General features: G+C 62.7%; 14 protein-coding genes. 8 read left to right on the top strand and 6 right to left on the bottom strand.

The features are described 5' to 3' along the window. Nucleotides 1-99: 99 nt before the first annotated feature. On the bottom strand, nt 100-2,415 hold the full coding sequence (locus H3V53_RS28455; protein ID WP_336600764.1) for a DNA translocase FtsK: 2,316 nt from the start codon (nt 2,413-2,415) through the stop codon (nt 100-102). A gap of 445 nt (nt 2,416-2,860) precedes the next feature. On the opposite strand from H3V53_RS28455, the gene trxB reads away from it, so the two are divergent. The 3 genes from trxB to H3V53_RS28470 all read left to right on the top strand — a co-directional run bounded on the left by trxB (nt 2,861) and on the right by H3V53_RS28470 (nt 5,491). After that, nucleotides 2,861-3,862 carry a thioredoxin-disulfide reductase gene (trxB, locus tag H3V53_RS28460; protein ID WP_336600765.1) on the top strand — a complete coding sequence of 334 codons (1,002 nt, stop codon included), beginning with the start codon at nt 2,861-2,863 and terminating at the stop codon, nt 3,860-3,862. 192 nt (nt 3,863-4,054) lie between these two features. After that, nucleotides 4,055-4,855: a Smr/MutS family protein gene (locus H3V53_RS28465; protein WP_336600766.1), complete on the top strand. Its 801-nt coding sequence runs from the start codon at nt 4,055-4,057 to the stop codon at nt 4,853-4,855. A gap of 15 nt (nt 4,856-4,870) precedes the next feature. Continuing rightward, on the top strand, nt 4,871-5,491 hold the full coding sequence (locus H3V53_RS28470; protein WP_054916824.1) for a TRIC cation channel family protein: 621 nt from the start codon (nt 4,871-4,873) through the stop codon (nt 5,489-5,491). 91 nt (nt 5,492-5,582) lie between these two features. Here the strand turns inward: H3V53_RS28470 and H3V53_RS28475 are convergent, their stop codons facing one another. From H3V53_RS28475 to H3V53_RS28490, 4 genes are all read right to left on the bottom strand, one after another. Beyond that, nucleotides 5,583-6,698 carry a sn-glycerol-3-phosphate ABC transporter ATP-binding protein UgpC gene (locus tag H3V53_RS28475; protein ID WP_054916825.1) on the bottom strand — a complete coding sequence of 372 codons (1,116 nt, stop codon included), beginning with the start codon at nt 6,696-6,698 and terminating at the stop codon, nt 5,583-5,585. Between the two features lie 118 nt (nt 6,699-6,816). Continuing rightward, nucleotides 6,817-7,674 (bottom strand): carbohydrate ABC transporter permease, encoded by an 858-nt coding sequence (locus H3V53_RS28480; RefSeq protein ID WP_012400041.1) that lies wholly within the window; start codon nt 7,672-7,674, stop codon nt 6,817-6,819. Next, nucleotides 7,664-8,605 carry an ABC transporter permease subunit gene (locus H3V53_RS28485; RefSeq protein ID WP_054916827.1) on the bottom strand — a complete coding sequence of 314 codons (942 nt, stop codon included), beginning with the start codon at nt 8,603-8,605 and terminating at the stop codon, nt 7,664-7,666. The genes H3V53_RS28480 and H3V53_RS28485 overlap by 11 nt, the downstream gene beginning before the upstream one ends. A gap of 173 nt (nt 8,606-8,778) precedes the next feature. Then, nucleotides 8,779-10,026, bottom strand: coding sequence for an ABC transporter substrate-binding protein (locus H3V53_RS28490; RefSeq protein WP_336600767.1), 1,248 nt, complete (start codon nt 10,024-10,026; stop codon nt 8,779-8,781). Nucleotides 10,027-10,556: 530 nt separating this feature from the next. Here H3V53_RS28490 and zwf point away from each other — a divergent pair. The 3 genes from zwf (at nt 10,557) to H3V53_RS28505 (ending at nt 14,854) form a co-directional block, all read left to right on the top strand. Further along, nucleotides 10,557-12,014 (top strand): glucose-6-phosphate dehydrogenase, encoded by a 1,458-nt coding sequence (gene zwf, locus H3V53_RS28495; RefSeq protein ID WP_336600768.1) that lies wholly within the window; start codon nt 10,557-10,559, stop codon nt 12,012-12,014. A gap of 238 nt (nt 12,015-12,252) precedes the next feature. Next, complete coding sequence (pgl, locus tag H3V53_RS28500) at nt 12,253-12,960, top strand: 6-phosphogluconolactonase (RefSeq protein WP_336600769.1); 708 nt, start codon at nt 12,253-12,255, stop codon at nt 12,958-12,960. After that, a complete protein-coding gene (locus tag H3V53_RS28505) occupies nt 12,938-14,854 on the top strand; it encodes a bifunctional transcriptional regulator/glucokinase (RefSeq protein ID WP_054916830.1) in 1,917 nt (638 codons plus the stop codon). Before pgl ends, H3V53_RS28505 begins: the two co-directional genes overlap by 23 nt. 110 nt (nt 14,855-14,964) lie before the next feature. Here H3V53_RS28505 and H3V53_RS28510 read toward each other — a convergent pair whose 3' ends face one another. Beyond that, nucleotides 14,965-16,188 (bottom strand): Bcr/CflA family multidrug efflux MFS transporter, encoded by a 1,224-nt coding sequence (locus tag H3V53_RS28510; RefSeq protein ID WP_336600770.1) that lies wholly within the window; start codon nt 16,186-16,188, stop codon nt 14,965-14,967. Between the two features lie 197 nt (nt 16,189-16,385). Between H3V53_RS28510 and H3V53_RS28515 the strand changes: the two genes are divergently transcribed. Together H3V53_RS28515 and hemL are read left to right on the top strand one after the other, a co-directional pair. Next, nucleotides 16,386-17,030 carry a hypothetical protein gene (locus tag H3V53_RS28515; RefSeq protein WP_336600771.1) on the top strand — a complete coding sequence of 215 codons (645 nt, stop codon included), beginning with the start codon at nt 16,386-16,388 and terminating at the stop codon, nt 17,028-17,030. A gap of 216 nt (nt 17,031-17,246) precedes the next feature. Then, a complete protein-coding gene (gene hemL / locus H3V53_RS28520; RefSeq protein WP_336600772.1) occupies nt 17,247-18,527 on the top strand; it encodes a glutamate-1-semialdehyde 2,1-aminomutase in 1,281 nt (426 codons plus the stop codon). Nucleotides 18,528-18,544 lie beyond the last annotated feature (17 nt).

An 18,544-nucleotide genomic window follows, 5' to 3' on the forward strand; every position in this document is an offset into this window, starting at 1 on the left:
GTGTCGCTTGCGATCAGCCGGGCGCGGAATCAAAAAAGCGGCAGCGCTTCGTCGCGTGCCGCTCTTCGCCATCCATCGCGTGAATGAAGCGCCCGGGTGTCACTCCGTCTCGCGCGCCGGCACGAGAATCTCGCGATTGCCGTTCGACGACATCGCCGATACCAGCCCAGACTGCTCCATCTGTTCGAGCAGGCGCGCCGCGCGGTTGTACCCGATGCGCAGATGCCGCTGCACGAGCGAGATCGACGCGCGACGGTTCTTGATGACGATCTCGACAGCCTGATCGTACAGAGGGTCGGACTCGCCGCCGCCCGCTCCGGTTCCCGCGCCTTCGGCGGAGCCTTCGTCGCCTTCGCCCGCGACGCCGCCTTCCAGCAGGCCTTCGATGTAGTTCGGCTCGCCCTGCTCCTTGAGCTTCTCGACGACGCGATGCACCTCGTCGTCGGACACGAACGCGCCGTGGACGCGAACGGGCAGACCCGAGCCGGGCGGCAGATACAGCATGTCGCCCATGCCGAGCAGCGACTCCGCGCCCTGCTGATCGAGAATCGTGCGCGAATCGATTTTCGACGACACCTGGAACGCCATCCGCGTCGGCACGTTGGCCTTGATCAGGCCCGTGATGACGTCGACGGACGGACGCTGCGTTGCGAGAATCAGATGAATGCCCGCCGCGCGCGCCTTCTGTGCAATACGCGCGATCAGTTCTTCAACCTTCTTACCGACCACCATCATCAGATCAGCCAATTCATCGATCACCACGACGATATTCGGCAGACGCGAAAGCGGTTCAGGATCATCCGGGGTCAGGCTAAACGGATTTGGAATTTTCTCTTCGCGCTTGTTCGCTTCTTCGATCTTGTTGTTGAAGCCCGCGAGGTTACGCACGCCGAGCTTGCTCATCAGCTTGTAGCGGCGTTCCATCTCGGCGACGGTCCAGTTCAGCGCGTGGCCGGCCTGGCGCATGTCCGTCACCACGGGGCACAGTAGATGCGGAATGCCTTCGTAGACGCTCATTTCGAGCATCTTCGGATCGATTAGGATCATTCGCACTTGATCCGCGCTCGCCTTGTAGAGCAGCGAGAGAATCATCGCGTTGATACCAACCGACTTGCCCGAACCCGTCGTACCCGCGACCAGCAAGTGCGGCATCTTCGCGAGGTCGGCGCACACAGGCTTGCCGCCGATGTCCTTGCCGAGGCCCATGGTCAGCGGGGAACCGGCGTCGGCATACACGGTCGAGCCGAGAATCTCCGACAACCGCACCGTCTGGCGGCGCTGGTTCGGAAGTTCGAGCGCCATGAAATTCTTGCCCGGAATCGTCTCGACGACGCGGATCGACGTCAGCGACAACGAGCGCGCGAGATCCTTCGCCAGATTCACGATCTGGCTGCCCTTCACGCCAATTGCCGGTTCAATTTCGTAGCGTGTGACAACCGGACCAGGATACGCCGCGACGACGCTTACATCGACGCCGAAGTCTTTTAGCTTCTTCTCAATGAGTCGCGAGGTGAATTCGAGCGTATCGGCGGAAATGGTTTCCTGCGTGGCAGGCGCGGGATCGAGCAGGGAGATGGGCGGCAGCGTGGAATCACCCGGCAGGCTGTCGAAGAGCGGCACCTGGCGCTCTTTCTCGACACGCTCGGATTTTTCCGGCTTCGTCACGGGCGGGACGATCATCACCGGCTCGTGCTCTTCGATCTTCACCCGGCTTTGTTCGACCTTGCCTTCCCGCTTGACGGCAGCCGCTTCGCCCAGCTTGCGGTCGCGGCCCGCTTCGCGGCGCAGCTTGGCGAGCGTCACGGCGTTGATGATCGACTCACCGACTTTCTCGCACACGGACAGCCACGAAAAGCGGAAATACACCGACAGACCGATTGCAAGCGCGATGAGCAGCGCGAGCGTGCCGCCCGTGAAGCCGAGCGCATGCGACACGCCCTTCGCGACGGCCTCGCCGATCACGCCGCCTGGCGCGCGCGGCAGCTGTACCTTCAGCGACCACATGCGCAGCGCCTCGATACCGTCGCACGCGAGCAGCACCAGCACGAACGCGAATACGTCGACAAGCCAGCTGTTGTCGCGCGGCGTGTCTTCGTCCGGTTCTTCGTGGCGCGTGATGCGCTGGTAGTTCGCCGAGATGCGGCGCGCCAGCAGCACGATCCACCACCACGCGGACAGGCCGAACAGCAGAAGGAGAATGTCGGAGGTCCAGGCGCCGACGCGGCCGGCCCAGTTCGAAATGTGATCGACCTGCGCCGCGTGCGTCCAGCTCGGGTCGCGGCGGCTGTAGCTGATGAGCGCCATCACGAGGAAAACGCCGAGCGCCACCTGGAGAATCCAGCGGATTTCGGTGAAAAGGCGCGACATGCGATGAGGCAATGCCTGCGCGTTCGCGGAATAAGGAGCTTTTGCCATTGAGCCTGTTGCGTGTGCAGCTTGCAGCGGTTTTCGACGCCGGTTCGGTTCCCGTCACCGGCAGCCGTTTCAGTTGCCCTTCATCGCTATCCGGGCTGTGCAAGCCGCCTGTCTTTCGTTGGCGACTATTGTAAACGCACTGTTGCATGCGAGGCTGTAAATGACGGTAACCTCGGCCGAACGGCCAGGAATGTCGTAAAACGCATACGCTTCGAGGCAAAATAGACGTGTTTTCAGCCGTTTTTGGCGCCGATAGCGGCATGAGTCATTCGGCAACCGCTATCGGCCTGATCGTAAAGCTTCATGAAGCACCTGCGTTCCCCGCCCTTTATAATACCGGGCGGATACCCATCTACCGTGTCAAGCAGGTTTCCCCGGCTCGACGCCAGTACTGCCGGTCATCGCCGCTTCACGCCGTGGCCGACGCTTTTAACGGATTTCGATCATGCCAGCTTCCCCGACCAAACACGCGAAGGTTCTGATTCTCGGTTCCGGCCCTGCCGGTTACACGGCGGCCGTCTACGCGGCGCGCGCCAACCTGTCGCCGGTGCTCGTCACGGGCCTCGCGCAGGGCGGCCAGCTGATGACCACGACGGATGTGGAGAACTGGCCCGCGGACGCCAAAGGCGTGCAGGGCCCGGAACTGATGGGGCGCTTCCTCGAGCACGCGGAGCGCTTCAACACGGAGATCGTGTTCGACCATATCCACACGGCCAAGCTGGACGAGAAGCCGATTCGCCTGATCGGCGATTCGGGGGAATACACGTGCGATTCGCTGATCATCGCGACGGGCGCGTCGGCGCAGTATCTCGGCCTGCCCTCGGAAGAGCTGTACATGGGCCGCGGCGTGTCGGCGTGCGCAACCTGCGATGGCTTTTTCTACAAGAACCAGCACGTCGCCGTGATCGGTGGCGGCAATACGGCCGTTGAAGAAGCGTTGTATCTGTCGGGCATCGCGAAGAAGGTCACGGTGGTTCACCGCCGCGACAAGTTCCGCGCCGAGCCGATCCTGATCGACCGCCTGCTGGAAAAGGAAAAGGAAGGCGTCGTCGATATCAAGTGGAACCATGTGCTCGACGAAGTGAAGGGTGATGACGGCGGCGTGAACGGTCTGCGCATCAAGCACGTGACGACGGGCGCGACCACCGATCTCGACCTGCAGGGTCTCTTCGTCGCGATCGGTCATAAGCCGAACACGGATATTTTCGAAGGCCAGCTCGAGATGAAGAACGGCTACATCATCACGAACGGCGGCCTGAACGGCAACGCAACGGGCACGAGCGTGCCGGGCGTGTTCGCGGCCGGCGACGTGCAGGATCACATCTACCGTCAGGCCATTACCAGCGCGGGCACGGGCTGTATGGCAGCACTGGATGCGCAGCGTTACCTGGAAAGCATCCATGAGTCGATCGGCGAGCACGCGATGAGCGCTGAGGCTGAGCGCTGATTTTGCTGAACCGACCGCGGCGGCTTTTTCGGGATGCGGATCGGTAGAATAGCGGCAGATGCCAATCCGCCGCGAGTTGATTGAGAATTGTCCATTGACGACAGGGCCGCGGCGGTTTGCCGGCGGCCCTTTTTGTTGTCCTCTCGCTTCTTGCCGATTGCTTTTCCGCTTCGTCTCTCCAGTCCTATCGCCATGCCTAAGAATCTGCCCCATCCGAGCGAACCGAAACGGCCCCGTAATGCGACGGCTAGGCCCGCGTCTGATTCCGCTGATTTGGCGGCTTCGGGTTCGGGTTCGGCTAAGAAACCGTTGGTCGAAACTGGGGCTGGACTCGCCGGGCTGGGTGGACTTCGTGACGCCTTGAAGGGCGCCGCGCAGCGCAATCAGCGCGAGAAGGCGGCCGCCGCGCAAGCTTCGCGAGAAGCAGCGGCCGATGCCGACCTGTTTCGACGCGAGATCGGTGAAGTCGCGCCGCTCGGCGCCAAGCCCCGCGCGACAGTGCCTCGCACGCCGCCCGCGCCTGTTCCGATCCAGACCAAACTCGATGAAGAAGCGGTGTTGCATGAGGCGATTTCGGATGAGTTCGATCCTGAGGTGCTGCTCGACACCGATGAATCGCTTTCCTACTGTCGTCCAGGCGTGAGTCAGGAGATCGTTAAGAAATTGCGGCGTGGAGCGTGGATCGTCCAGGCGCAGCTTGATTTACATGGGATGCGTCGCGAGGAAGCGCGCGAGGCGCTTTCCGAGTTCATCCGTGAGGCGAGTAAGAAAGGTCTGCGCTGTCTGCGCGTGATCCATGGGAAAGGGTTGGGATCGGTTGGTAAAGAACCTGTTCTTAAAGGCAAGGTTCGCGCGTGGCTCGTGCAGAAGGAAGAGGTCATCGCGTTTTCGCAGGCTCGTGCTCACGATGGTGGTGCGGGTGCGGTGCTTGTTTTGTTGCAGCCGGGATCAGTTGCCTCGGGCTCTTCGTCTTCTTCCTCCGGCAAAGTCTAAGAAGGCTATCCGACGATGCATCCACGTCTCACTCTCGCGCTTGCCATCATGGAAGCGCTGGCTATTCTTGCCTATGCCATCTCAGGGTTTATCGAAGCCCGAACGAGACGGCTCGATGCCGTTGGGACTTTTCTTGTCGCGATGGCGACGGCTTTTGGCGGTGGGACGGTTAGAGATGTTTTGCTCGATCGGCGACCGTTCTACTGGGTCGAGCATCAGTGGTATGCGATCTTGATCTTTGTTCTTTCGTTCTTCGCGCCGTTTGTGCTGAAGGCCTATACGCGGGTCTTTAACGAGCGCGCGTTGCTTGTGGCCGATGCGGTGGGGCTCGGATTATTCAGTATCTCGGGGACTTCTCTGGCGCTCGACGCGCAGATGCCCTGGTTTGTCGCTTCGATGATGGGCGTCGCGACGGGTGTGTTCGGCGGGATTATCCGGGACGTGATTTGCAATGAGGTTCCGCTGATTTTGCGAGACTCACGGCCGTATGCGACTTGTGCGCTTGTTGGATGCTGGCTCTACCTGCTGCTCGACTACATCAACTTCGATACGGTCTATAGCGTGTTGATTGCGACGGGATTCATTCTTGTCGCGCGATTGGTGACGTTCAAGCTCGACGTCAGGCTGCCGCACTAGCTTCCGTAAACTAAAGCATCGCAATAAAAAAGTCCCAGGCGCGACCGCGACTGGGACTTTTTTGCGAGTACGTCTGACTTAGAGAAAACTCTTAAGCAATCCGGTCTTCCGTCTTAGGATCAAACAGAACCGCCTTAGAAACATCGAACATCAGCGACATGTTCTGTTCAGGCTGGGGATTCGCCCCCGGGTGTACCCGGCTGACGATGCGCTTGCCGTTCACCTGCGCGAACACCAGCGTGTCAGGACCGGTCGGCTCGATCACATCGACCTTGACATCGATCGGCTGCAGTTTCCCGTCTTCGACGTTATGAGCATTGCGGGTATCGGTGATCCGCTCGGGGCGCAGACCAAGAATCACCTCCTTACCCACATGCGACTTCACCGCGCCATCGAACGGCAAATTCAGCACCGAGCGCTTCACACCCGTATCGAGTTCAAGCCCGACGCCCGAGCCCTGCTCGACGACCTTGCCCTGGATGAAGTTCATCGGCGGCGCACCGATGAAGCCTGCCACGAAGAGATTGGAAGGCGAATCATAAATCTCTTGCGGCGCGCCAAACTGCTGCACGATGCCGTCCTTCATCACGGCGATCCGGTCGCCCAGCGTCATCGCCTCGATCTGATCGTGCGTCACATAAACGATCGTCGTCCCAAGGCGTTGATGCAGCAGCTTGATCTCCGAGCGCATCTCGATCCGCAACTTGGCGTCGAGGTTCGACAGCGGTTCGTCGAACAGGAACATCGCGGGGTCGCGTGCCAGCGCACGGCCCATCGCGACGCGCTGACGCTGACCGCCCGACAGCTGGCCCGGCTTGCGATCCAGCAAGTGCTCGATCTGCAGCAACTTCGACACGCGCGACACGATCTGATCCTGCTCGCCCTTCGGCACCTTGCGGATATTCAGACCGAAAGAAATGTTGTCGCGCACCGTCATCGACGGATACAGCGCGTACGACTGAAACACCATCGCGATATCGCGATCTTTTGGCGACAGGTTGTTCACCGTCTTGCCGCCAATCTGGATATCGCCCTTCGTCACGGTCTCGAGGCCGGCGATCATGTTGAGCAGCGTCGACTTACCGCAGCCCGAGCCGCCAACGAGAATCAGGAACTGACCGTCTTCGATGTCGATATTGACACCCTTCAGGACGGGCACCCCGTTCGGGTAGGTCTTGTACACGTCACGGATGGAAAGGCTTGCCATGCTGTGAATCCTCTAGTCTCTGTACTGCTGATGCGCCGCTAGCTGGCGACGCGAGCCGAATGCCGTTGATCGCCGCGCCAGCCGAAAACACGCGCCAGCAGCGGCAAACCGAAATTGATTAACCCTTCACCGCGCCCGCCGTCAGGCCGCGCACGAAGTAGCGACCGGCAATCACATAGACGAGCAGCGTCGGCAGTGCCGCGATGATCGCGCCCGCCATGTCGACGTTGTATTCCTTCACGCCCGTCGACGTATTCACGAGGTTGTTCAGCGCCACGGTGATCGGCATCGAATCGACGCCGGAGAACACGATACCGAACAGGAAGTCATTCCAGATCTGCGTGAATTGCCAGATCAGGCACACCATGAAAATGGGCAGCGAGATCGGCATCATGATCTTGGTGAAGATCATGAAGAAACCGGCGCCGTCGATACGCGCGGCCTTTACGAGTTCAGCCGGCACGCTCACGTAGAAGTTGCGGAAGAACATCGTCGTGAACGCGATACCGTAGACCACGTGCACCAGCACCAGACCGCCGATCGTGTTCGACAGGCCGAAGAAGCCTTGCAGACGCGCCATCGGCAGCAGAATCGCCTGGAACGGAATGAAGCAGCCGACCAGCAGCATCGTGAAGAGCGCGTCGGCACCGCGAAAGCGCCAGTGCGTCAGCACATAGCCGTTGAACGCGCCGATGATCGACGAAATCAGCACGGCGGGAATCACCATCTTCACGGAGTTGAAGAAGAACGGTTGCATGCCCTCGCAGCGCACGCCCGTACACGCTTCGCTCCACGCCTTCACCCACGGCGCGACCGTCCAGTGCGACGGCGGCGTCAGCAGGTTGCCCGTGCGCAGCTGATCGATGTCCTTGAACGACGTCGACAGCATCACGTACAGCGGGAACAGGAAGTACAACGCAAACAGGATCAGCGCCGCGTAGATGACGGCACGGCTGATGTTCATCTTAGGCTGCATTGCGCGTGCTCCTCGATTCCAGGTACATCAGCGGCACGAGCACGGCCACGACGGTTGCGAGCATCATCATCGACGACGCAGCGCCGACGCCCAGTTGCCCGCGGTTGAACGAAAACGTGTACATGAACATCGCGGGCAGCGACGACGACGTGCCCGGACCGCCCGCCGTCAACGCGACGACGAGGTCGAAGGTCTTGATCGTGATGTGGCAGAGAATCAGCAGCACCGAGAAAAACACCGGGCGCATGCTTGGAATCACGATCTTGCGATAAATAGTGGGCAGCGTCGCGCCGTCCACTTGCGCAGCCTTGAAGATTTCGCTGTCGACACCGCGCAAACCGGCGAGGAACAGCGCCATCACGAAACCCGTGGACTGCCAGACGGCCGCGATCACGACGCAGAAAATCGCCTTGTCGGGGTCGCCGAGCCAGCCGAACGAGAAGCTGGTCCAGCCCCAGTCGTTCAGCACTTTCTGAAAGCCGAGGTCCGGATTCAGAATCCACTGCCACGCCGTGCCCGTCACGATGAACGACAGCGCCATCGGATACAGGAACACCGCGCGCAATGCGCCTTCATTGCGAATCTTCTGATCGAGCAGGATCGCCAGAAACAGGCCGAGCCCGACGCAGATCGCGATAAACGGAATGCCGAACCAGCCGAGGTTCTTGGCCGACGTCCACCAGACGTCGTTATCGAACAGTTCGGCGTACCGGTCGAAACCGGCGAAATCGTAACGCGGCATCAGTCGCGAGGTGGACAGCGACAGGTAACCGGTAACGAGAATAAAACCGTAGACGAAGACCAGGCTGATCACGATGCTGGGCGACAACACCAGCTTCGGAATCCAGCGGTCGGCCATTGCCGCCATCGGCGACACGCGGCGTGCTGCGGACGCCGTGCCTTTTGCGTTTCCGCTAATAGAAGCAGTCACAACTCGACTCCTGGAACTGTACCGTCAGGCATCGTCGATCGACGACTGAGCGGCGAAGGCGCGTGATGCAACGCACCATGCTTCGCGCCATGTCGTCCGGCACGCACGGATCTTCATCACTTCATTAAAGACCATGCGCGCCGGGCGTTCTGCTACAACTGTGCTACGACTGCTTACTTGGTCTTCGCAGCCTTCGCGAGTGCTGCAACGGCGCTCTTGGAGTCCTGATTCGAGTTCATGAACTTCGTCACGACGTCCGAGATCGCGCCTGCTGCTGCGTCCGGCTGAGCCATGCCGTGAGCGAGCGACGGCACGTAGCCGCCCGACTTGATGGCCGTCTGTTCATCAGCGTAGGACTTCTTCGCGCAGTCGTCGAATTTATCCATCGGCACGCCGAGACGAACGGGAATCGAGCCCTTGTACAGGCTGAACTGTTCCTGGAACTCCGGGCTCATGATGGTCTTCGCGAGCGCGAGCTGACCCGGCGTTGCAGCCTTTTGGCCCTTCTGCTGGAAGAACACGAACGAGTCGACGTTGAACGTGTACGACTTCTCCGTGCCCGGAACGGCGGCGCAGATGTAGTCGGAGCCGGACTTCTTGTTCGCGTTCGCGAACTCGCCCTTCGCCCAGTCGCCCATGAACTGCATGCCGGCCTTGCCGTTGATGACCATTGCCGTTGCCAGGTTCCAGTCACGGCCCGTGCGGCCGCTGTCGAAGTAGCCCTGGATCTTGCGGACGGTATCGAACACGCCGACCATCTGCTCCGACGTCAGCGTCTTCTGGTCGAGGTCGACGAGCGCCTTCTTGTAGAAGTCCGCGCCTTGCGACAGCACGACGTCTTCCCACAGCGTCAGGTCTTGCCACGGCTGGCCGCCCATCGCGATCGGCTGGATGCCGGCTGCCTTCATCTTGTCGGCGACGGCGAAGAACTCAGGCCACGTGGTCGGCACCTTGCCGCCTGCCTTGTCGAGCGCTGCCTTGTTGATGTACAGCCAGTTGACGCGGTGCACCGAGAACGGCGCCGCCACGTAGTGGCCGTCCGCGTGCATGATCTTGTCGATTTCGGGCGGCAGGTTCTTCTTCCAGTCGCCGGCGACCGAGTCGATGTTCACGAGCACGCCTTGCGATGCCCAGTCCTGGATCAGCGGACCCTTGATCTGAGCCGCGCTCGGCGCGTTGCCCGAGATCACCTGGGTCTTCAGTGCCGTCATGGCCGCTGCGCCCGCGCCGCCTGCCACCGCGAAGTCCTTCCACGTGTAACCCTGCTTCTGCAGGTCGTCCTTCAGCACGCCGACGGCCTTCGATTCGCCGCCCGAGGTCCACCAGTGCAGCACTTCGACAGATTCGGCCGCCTGTGCCGTGGCGACGCCACACATCAGACCTGCGGCGCACAGGGCGCCCATGATCGCACGGAATTTCATTGCTTATCTCCTCCAGACACCTGAACTAAAAACGAGTGGCCCCTGATGTCACCAGGGTGTGATGGTTGGTCAAACAGGCAATGCGCTGGACGGTCGAGCGTCGGACAGGGCACACATTGTGTGAATGTGCCGGCGTGCCGAGGTCGGCCGCGTGACGCTCAAGAGATGAGTGGTTTGCGATGCAAGAACTGTCTCCTCTTTTGATTTTTGCCTGCTCCGCCTTCTGACTGCGGCGCGTTGCAGACTCGAGGTGATCCGCGCACATCGTTCGGGGCAAACGCCTCGCTCCGTCACGCCTGCGCCGCACCCGAAAGGCACGCTGGCGCATGTGGGAACGCGTTGTCCATTAACATGCGGGGAAGCTACGCTCACTCGCGAAATGGCGCCTGTTCTCAAGCCCCGCAAGCTTTTTTCATCGAATTCACGTTACCTCTTGATTTGGATTGTAGTTAAACTACAATTCAGTGTCAAAAAAAATTTTATCGGACTACGGGCGCCTTACACGCCCATCAGACATCCCACGGAGACGCATGCAAACCGACTCTAGCTTCACCTTCGTTCTCTTCGGTGGAACCGGCGATCTGGCGATGCGCAAGATCCTGCCGGCTCTGTATGAAGCGCACCGTGCGGGCATGCTCGCGGCGACGGGCAAGATCGTGGCCGTCGCGCGTCACGAGGAAGATCGCGGCGGTTATCTGCAATGGGTGAATGAACATGTGAAGGCACACGTTTCAAAGAACGGCGTCGATGAAAACGCGTGGTCGAGCTTTCTCGATCGCATCGAGTACGTAAAGCTCGATCTCGGCCGCGCCGAAGACTTCGTCAAGCTGCGTGATGCGCTGCAAGGTCAGTCCGGCACGCGCGTGTTCTATCTGGCGACGGGTCCGTCGCTGTTCGTGCCCATCTGCCGCGCGCTCGCGTCGGTGGGACTGAACCAGAACGCGCGCATCGTGCTCGAAAAGCCGCTCGGCTATGACTTGCGTTCGTCGAATGCAATCAACGATGCCGTCGGCGAGATCTTTGCCGAAGAGCAGATCTATCGCATCGACCACTACCTCGGCAAAGAGCCCGTGCAGAACCTGCTGGCGCTGCGCTTCGGCAATGCGCTGTTCGAGCCGCTGTGGCGCCGCGAGTGGGTCGAGAGCATCCAGATCACGATTGCCGAAGAACTCGGCGTCGAAGCGCGCGGCGACTTCTACGACAACACGGGCGCGCTGCGCGACATGGTGCAGAACCATTTGCTGCAACTGCTTTCGATCGTCGCGATGGAGCCGCCGCACTCGATGGACTCGGATTCCGTGCGCGACGAAAAGCTGCGCGTGCTGCGCGCCCTCAAGCCGATCGATCCGCGCGACATCAGCCGCGTGGCCGTGCGCGGCCAGTATCATGCGGGCGTCATCCGCGGCACGTCGGTGCCCGCGTATGCGACGGAACCCGGCGTGAAACCGGACAGCACGACGGAAACGTTCGTCGCGCTGAAGGTGGAGATCGAGAACTGGCGCTGGGCGGGCGTGCCGTTCTTCCTGCGCACGGGCAAACGGCTTGCCGATCGCGTCGCGGAAATCGTCGTGAATTTCCGTGCAGTGCCGCATTCGGCGCTCGGCGCGTCGGCGTTGCGCGCGGGCGCGAACCGCCTCGTGATTCGCCTGCAGCCAAACGAGACAATCCGCCTCTACTGCCTCGCGAAAAAGCCGGGCGAAGGGATGAACCTGTCGAGCGTGCACCTCGACCTCGCCTTTGACCAGTTCTTCAAGGAAGGCCAGATGGAGGCGTATCAGCGCCTGTTGCTCGATGTGATCAACGGACGTCTTGCTCTCTTCGTGCGCCGCGACGAACAGGAAGCAGCGTGGAAGTGGGTCGAGCCGATCCTCAACGAATGGGCCGCGTCTGGCAAGCCGAAGCCTTATGCGGCGGGAACGTGGGGCCCGGCGGCCGCGAGCGCGATGCTCGCGCAGCACGGTACCTGCTGGCTCGAAGAAGAGAATTGAATTGACCTTTGTGAGGCGCGCGGGGTTTTGTCCTGCGATGATTGAAGTCTTGCTGGCGGTTTTGCTCCCGGCGCGCCTTTGCAGTATCGACTGAACGCAGCATGACATTGCCGGACGGGAGCCGGACGGCAGAGCACCGGCAGGGGCAACAGCGGCACAGGTCGACGACGGCGCGCAGGATGGCCGCCGCCAACCCGCAGCACTTCAGATCAAACAAAGAAAGCAGCATGGAGGAGAAGTGATCGAGCTTCACGCTTTCGACGACCCGCGCGCCCAATCGGACGCGCTGGCGAAGGCGGTCGGCGGCGCGTTACATGCGTCGCTCGCCGCCCGTGCGAGCGCAACCCGCGCACGCCCGACTACGTTCGCCGTGTCCGGCGGCACGAGTCCGCGTCCGTTCCTGCAGACGCTATCCACGCAACCGTTCGACTGGAAGCGCATCGCCGTGACGCTCGTCGACGACCGCTGGGTGCCCGACACCGACGACGCCAGCAACGCCCGCCTCGCGCGCGAGACGCTGTTGCGTAACGCCGCAAGCGAGGCGGCCTTTCTGCCCCTCGTGGACGCGGCCCAATCGCTCGACGCGCACATTGCCGCGTTGAACCGCGAAGTCGCGAGCGGCGCGCGGCAACTGCCCGACGTCGCCGTGCTCGGCATGGGCGAAGACGGCCACACGGCATCGATTTTCGCGGATGCGCCCGAATGGGAGCACGCCGTCTCGACGGCCGAGCCGTTCGTCGCCGTACATCCCGACGCCGCGCCGCATGCGCGCGTGAGCTGGTCGATGTCCGCGCTCCAGAAAATCGACCGGCTGTTCCTGCTGATCGCCGGTCAGAAAAAGCTCGACGTGCTCAATGCCGCCGCAGCCGCCCCACAAAAAAATGCCATCTCGATGTTGGCGAACGACAAGGGAGTGAGACTCGATGTCTACTGGTGTGCAAACTAAGACTGTTCCCGGCGCGGGACAGCACGCCGACGGACCGAGGCTGCTCGCCGACATCGGCGGCACCAATGCGCGGTTCGCGCTCGAAACCGGTCCCGGCGAAATCACGCAGGTGCTGGTGTATCCGTGCGCCGACTATCCGGGCGTCGCGGAGGTTATCAAGAAATATCTGAAGGACACCAAGATCGGCCGTGTGAATCATGCGGCGATTGCGATTGCGAATCCGGTCGACGGCGATCAGGTCAGCATGACCAATCACGACTGGACCTTCTCGATCGAAGCGACGCGCCGCGCGCTTGGCTTCGATACGCTGCTGGTCGTCAACGACTTCACGGCGCTCGCGATGGCGCTGCCCGGACTCACCGATACGCAGCGCGTGCAGGTGGGCGGCGGCTCGCGTCGCCAGAACAGCGTGATCGGTCTGCTCGGGCCGGGCACGGGCATGGGCGTTTCGGGCCTGATTCCCGCCGACGACCGCTGGATCGCGCTCGGCAGCGAAGGCGGCCACGCCACTTTCGCGCCGATGGACGAGCGCGAAGATCTGGTGCTGCAGTACGCGCGCAAGAAGTGGTCGCATGTGTCGTTCGAGCGCGTGGCGGCCGGACCCGGCATCGAGGTGATCTACCGCGCGCTTGCGCAACGCGACAAAAAGCGGGTGCCCGCGACGCTCGAAGTGTCGGAGATCGTGAAGAAGGGACTCGACGGCGATCCGCTCGCGGCGGAAACCATCGACGTGTTCTGCGGCATTCTCGGCACGTTCGCCGGCAATATCGCGGTGACGCTCGGCGCGCTGGGCGGCATTTATATCGGCGGCGGCGTGGTGCCGCGTCTGGGCGAGGTGTTCGCGCGCTCGTCGTTCCGTCAGCGCTTCGAGGCGAAGGGCCGCTTCGAGGCTTATCTGAAAAACGTGCCCACCTACGTGATCACGGCGGAGTATCCGGCGTTTCTCGGCGTGTCGGCGATTCTTGCGGAACAGCTGTCGAACCGCGCGGGCGGCAGTTCGTCGGCCGTGTTCGAACGGATTCGCCAGATGCGCGATGCACTGACACCCGCCGAACGGCGCGTCGCGGATCTCGCGCTGAACCATCCGCGCTCGATCATCAACGACCCGATCGTCGACATCGCGCGCAAGGCCGACGTGAGCCAGCCGACGGTCATTCGATTCTGCCGTTCGCTCGGCTGCCAGGGCTTGTCCGATTTCAAGCTGAAGCTCGCGACGGGCCTGACGGGCACCATTCCCGTCTCGCACAGCCAGGTGCATCTGGGTGACACCGCCACGGACTTCGGCGCGAAGGTGCTGGACAACACGGTGTCGGCGATCCTGCAGCTGCGCGAGCATCTGAACTTCGAGCACGTGGAAGCGGCGATCGACTTGCTGAACAGCGCGCGGCGCATCGAGTTCTACGGTCTCGGCAATTCGAACATCGTCGCGCAGGACGCGCACTACAAATTCTTCCGCTTCGGCATTCCAACCATCGCTTATGGCGACCTGTACATGCAGGCCGCATCGGCGGCGCTGCTCGGCAAGGGCGACGTGATCGTCGCGGTGTCGAAGTCGGGACGGGCGCCGGAACTGCTGCGCGTGCTCGAAGTGGCGATGCAGGCGGGCGCGAAGGTGATCGCGATCACATCGAGCAACACGCCGCTCGCCAAGCGCGCGACGGTCGCGCTGGAAACCGATCACATCGAGATTCGCGAGTCGCAGCTGTCGATGATCTCGCGGATTCTGCATCTGCTGATGATCGATATCCTGGCCGTGGGCGTGGCGATCCGCCGTGCGGCGCCCGCTTCGGAGGTGAGCGCCGCCGTGACGAAGGCGCGCAAGGGCGCCGATGACGACACGTCGGCGGTGCTCGACTGGCTCAGCCACGGCGCTGCCGCTTCGCCGAGGGATTGATCCGCGCTTTCTTCCGTTTCCTTCGCGTTTGCTTCGCTCTGCAAACTGAAAAGCCGGGCCATCGGGGCCCGGCTTTTTGTTATCTGCTCGTTCCCATTGCGTCGTGAGAATCAGGCCGTCGAAGCCTGCGCCGGCCGACGCCCATGCCAGCGAATCACCAGCCAGCGCCCGACGAAGCACAGTGATCCCGCGACGGCAATCGTCACGCCCATCCCCTGCGGCGAGCCGTCGTGCCACAACCCGACGACAAAGCTCGACAGCGCGCCCAGCGCAAGCTGCATCGCACCGAACACGGCGGCCGCCGCGCCCGCGTTTCGCGGATAGCGATGCATCAGATCGGTCGTGCAGTTGGCGGACAGCAGCCCAACCACGCCCACCACGAAAAACAGCCCGGCGACGATCGACCACAACCCGCCCCACCCCGTCAGACACATCAGCGCAACGTACAGCGACGCGACGAAGCTGATCGTCGCCGCAACCGAGATCACGGGCAGCGACCCCGTTCTGCCGACCACCCGCGTATTGATGAAGTTGCCCGCCATGATGCCGATGATGTTCAGCCCGAACAGAAAGCCGTAGTGCTGGGCGGACACGTGGAAATACTCGATATAGACGAACGGCGTGGCCGTGATGTACGCGAACATCGACGCGAATGCCATGCCGCCGCACAACATGTGGCCCCAGGTGACGGGGTCTTTCAGCAGCGTGCCATACGCAGCGAACGATTGCAGCACCGCGCCGTGCGCGCGTTTTTCGCGCGGCCAGGTCTCCGGCACGCGCAGGAACGCTGTGACGGCGCAGCTTGCGCCGAACAGCGTCAACGCGATGAACACGACGCGCCAGCCGCCGAGCAGCAGCAACTGTCCGCCGATCAATGGCGCCAGCAGTGGGCCCACGGAGGTGACGATGGCGAGCATCGACAGCACGCGTGCCGCGTCCGTCGGGCCATGCGCGTCGCGGGCAATCGCGCGGGCGAGCACCGACGCGGCGCCCGCGCCGAGCGCCTGCACGAAGCGGAACGTGACCAGCGTACTGATCGACGGGGACAACGCGCAGGCGATTGTCGCGAGTGTGTACATCACGATGCCGCCGAGCAGGACGGGACGCCGCCCATATGCGTCGGACATCGGCCCGTACAGCAGCATCCCGATGGAAAGGCCGAGCATGAAACTCGTCAGCGTGCCCTGCGCAGCGCCCGCGCTGACGCTGAAGGCCTGCGTGATCGACGGCAGGCTGGGCAGATACATATCGATCGATATCGGCCCGCACGCGGCCAGCGCGCCAAGCAGCAGAATCAGCCGGGTATCGGACCGGGATCTGACGACGTGAGACATGGAATTCCAGAGAGAGGCGACGCTCAAAGGCCGGCACCAGACAGGGCGCCACAGCGGACGGCAGAGTGTCGCGAATATGGCCCCCGATTGTAACCGACGCCGCCAATCGCCCTTCCCGACGGCCGCCGCCAGCGACCTTCGGACGTCTTATCGGTTAATCTGGCCGTCCCTTCGTTCGACACAGACCTTTTACCCAGATGACCGCCTTCCTGCTGATCTGGAGCCCAAAGAAGTGGCCTTGGCCCGAGCTGCCGGACGTCGCGAAGCGCGTCGCGGCGGGCGAGGCCGTCGCCGACGTATGGGGCTGCGGCTTCTCGCGCAGCATCCTGCCGGGCGATCGGGTGTTCATCCATCGTGTGACGCTGGAGCCCAGGGGCGTGTTCGCGTCCGGCTACGTCACGCGCGCGCCCTACGAAGTGCCCGACGCGACCAAAAAGCGCGGATACCGGCTGTGCGTCGACTTCGTCTACGACTATCTGCTCGATGCGCATCATGAAGTCGTGATCTCGCGCGACGAGCTGCGCAAGCACCCATTTTCGGTCCAGACGTGGGACGCGCAAACTTCGGGCATTTCGATCAAGCCGATCGCCGAAGGCGCGCTCGAGAAGCTGTGGATCGAACGCACAGGCAAACGGGCGCGGCCCACGGTTCCGCCGCCGTCCAGCCAGCCGGCAACATCGACGAAAGAGCAGGCCACCGAGGCCTGGAGCGTCGCGAACAAGGCGGCGGCGGGCAAACGCGCGGCGCGGGTTGCGATGTATTTCAGTCCAGCCAGGCGTTCGGGCGGCACGCCGTCCGACGGCGAAGGCGATGACGACGGCAATCACGGCAACGACACCTGATGCCCGGCAGGCATCCGCCGCATCTTGCCGCCCGCCCCCGCTCACGGCCGACTCGACGCGACTCCGGTACAATTTCACGATGTCATTCTTACGGCCATGCGTGCGCCGCGCGCTTGCGCGCCGCCTTTGCCGCCGCATCGCTGCCGCCCTTGTACTGCACTCGCGCCCGTCATGCCCGCCCGACGCGCGAGCCCAACCCAAGCAGGTCCAACGCTCATGTCCACCAATCAAGCACTCTTCGAACGCGCCCAGAAAACCATTCCCGGCGGCGTCAACTCGCCCGTGCGTGCCTTCCGCTCGGTCGGCGGCACGCCGCGCTTCATCGAGCGCGCAGAAGGCGCGTACTTCTGGGACGCCGAGGGCAAGCGCTATATCGATTACATCGGCTCGTGGGGGCCGATGATCGTCGGACACGTGCATCCCGAAGTGCTGGACGCCGTGCAGCGCGTGCTGGCGAACGGCTTCTCGTTCGGCGCGCCGACTGAAGCCGAGATCGAAATCGCCGAAGAGATCTGCAAGCTCGTGCCCTCCATGGAACAGGTGCGGATGGTGTCGAGCGGCACGGAGGCGACAATGAGCGCGCTGCGCCTCGCGCGCGGCTTTACGAACCGCAGCCGCATCGTCAAGTTCGAGGGCTGCTATCACGGCCACGCTGACAGCCTGCTGGTCAAGGCAGGCTCGGGCCTGCTGACGTTCGGCAACCCGACATCGGCGGGCGTGCCCGTCGATATCGCGAAGCACACTACCGTGCTGGAGTACAACAACGTCGCGGCGCTCGAAGAGGCGTTCAAGGCGTTCGGCAACGAGATTGCGTCGGTGATCGTCGAGCCCGTGGCGGGCAATATGAACCTCGTGCGCGCAACACCCGAATTCCTGGCCGCGCTGCGCCGCCTGTGCACCGAGTACGGCGCGGTGCTGATCTTCGACGAAGTGATGTGCGGTTTTCGCGTCGCGCTCGGCGGCGCGCAGCAGCTGTACGGCATCACGCCTGACCTCACGTGCCTGGGCAAGGTGATCGGCGGCGGCATGCCGGCGGCGGCGTTCGGCGGACGGCGCGACATCATGGCCCATCTCGCGCCGCTGGGCGGCGTGTACCAGGCGGGCACGCTGTCGGGCAACCCCATCGCGGTCGCGGCCGGTCTGAAGACGCTGCAGCTGATCCAGGCACCCGGCTTTTACGACGCCCTCTCGCGCCAGACTTCGCGCCTCGTGCAAGGCCTGTCGGAAGCCGCGCACGCAGCGAAGGTGCCGTTCGCAGCGGATTCCGTCGGCGGCATGTTCGGTCTGTATTTTTCGGAGAGCGTGCCGGGCAGCTTCGCGGAAATCTCGCGTTGCGATGTGCCGCGCTTCAATGCGTTCTTCCACAAGATGCTGGACGCAGGGGTGTACTTCGCGCCTTCGGCCTACGAAGCGGGCTTCGTGTCGAGCGCGCATGACGACGCAATCATCGACGCCACAGTCGAAGCCGCGCGCGGCGCATTCAAGTCGCTCGCCTGACCGACGCCGACGAAACA

Source organism: Paraburkholderia bengalensis (assembly GCF_037126505.1).
Lineage (GTDB): Bacteria > Pseudomonadota > Gammaproteobacteria > Burkholderiales > Burkholderiaceae > Paraburkholderia > Paraburkholderia bengalensis.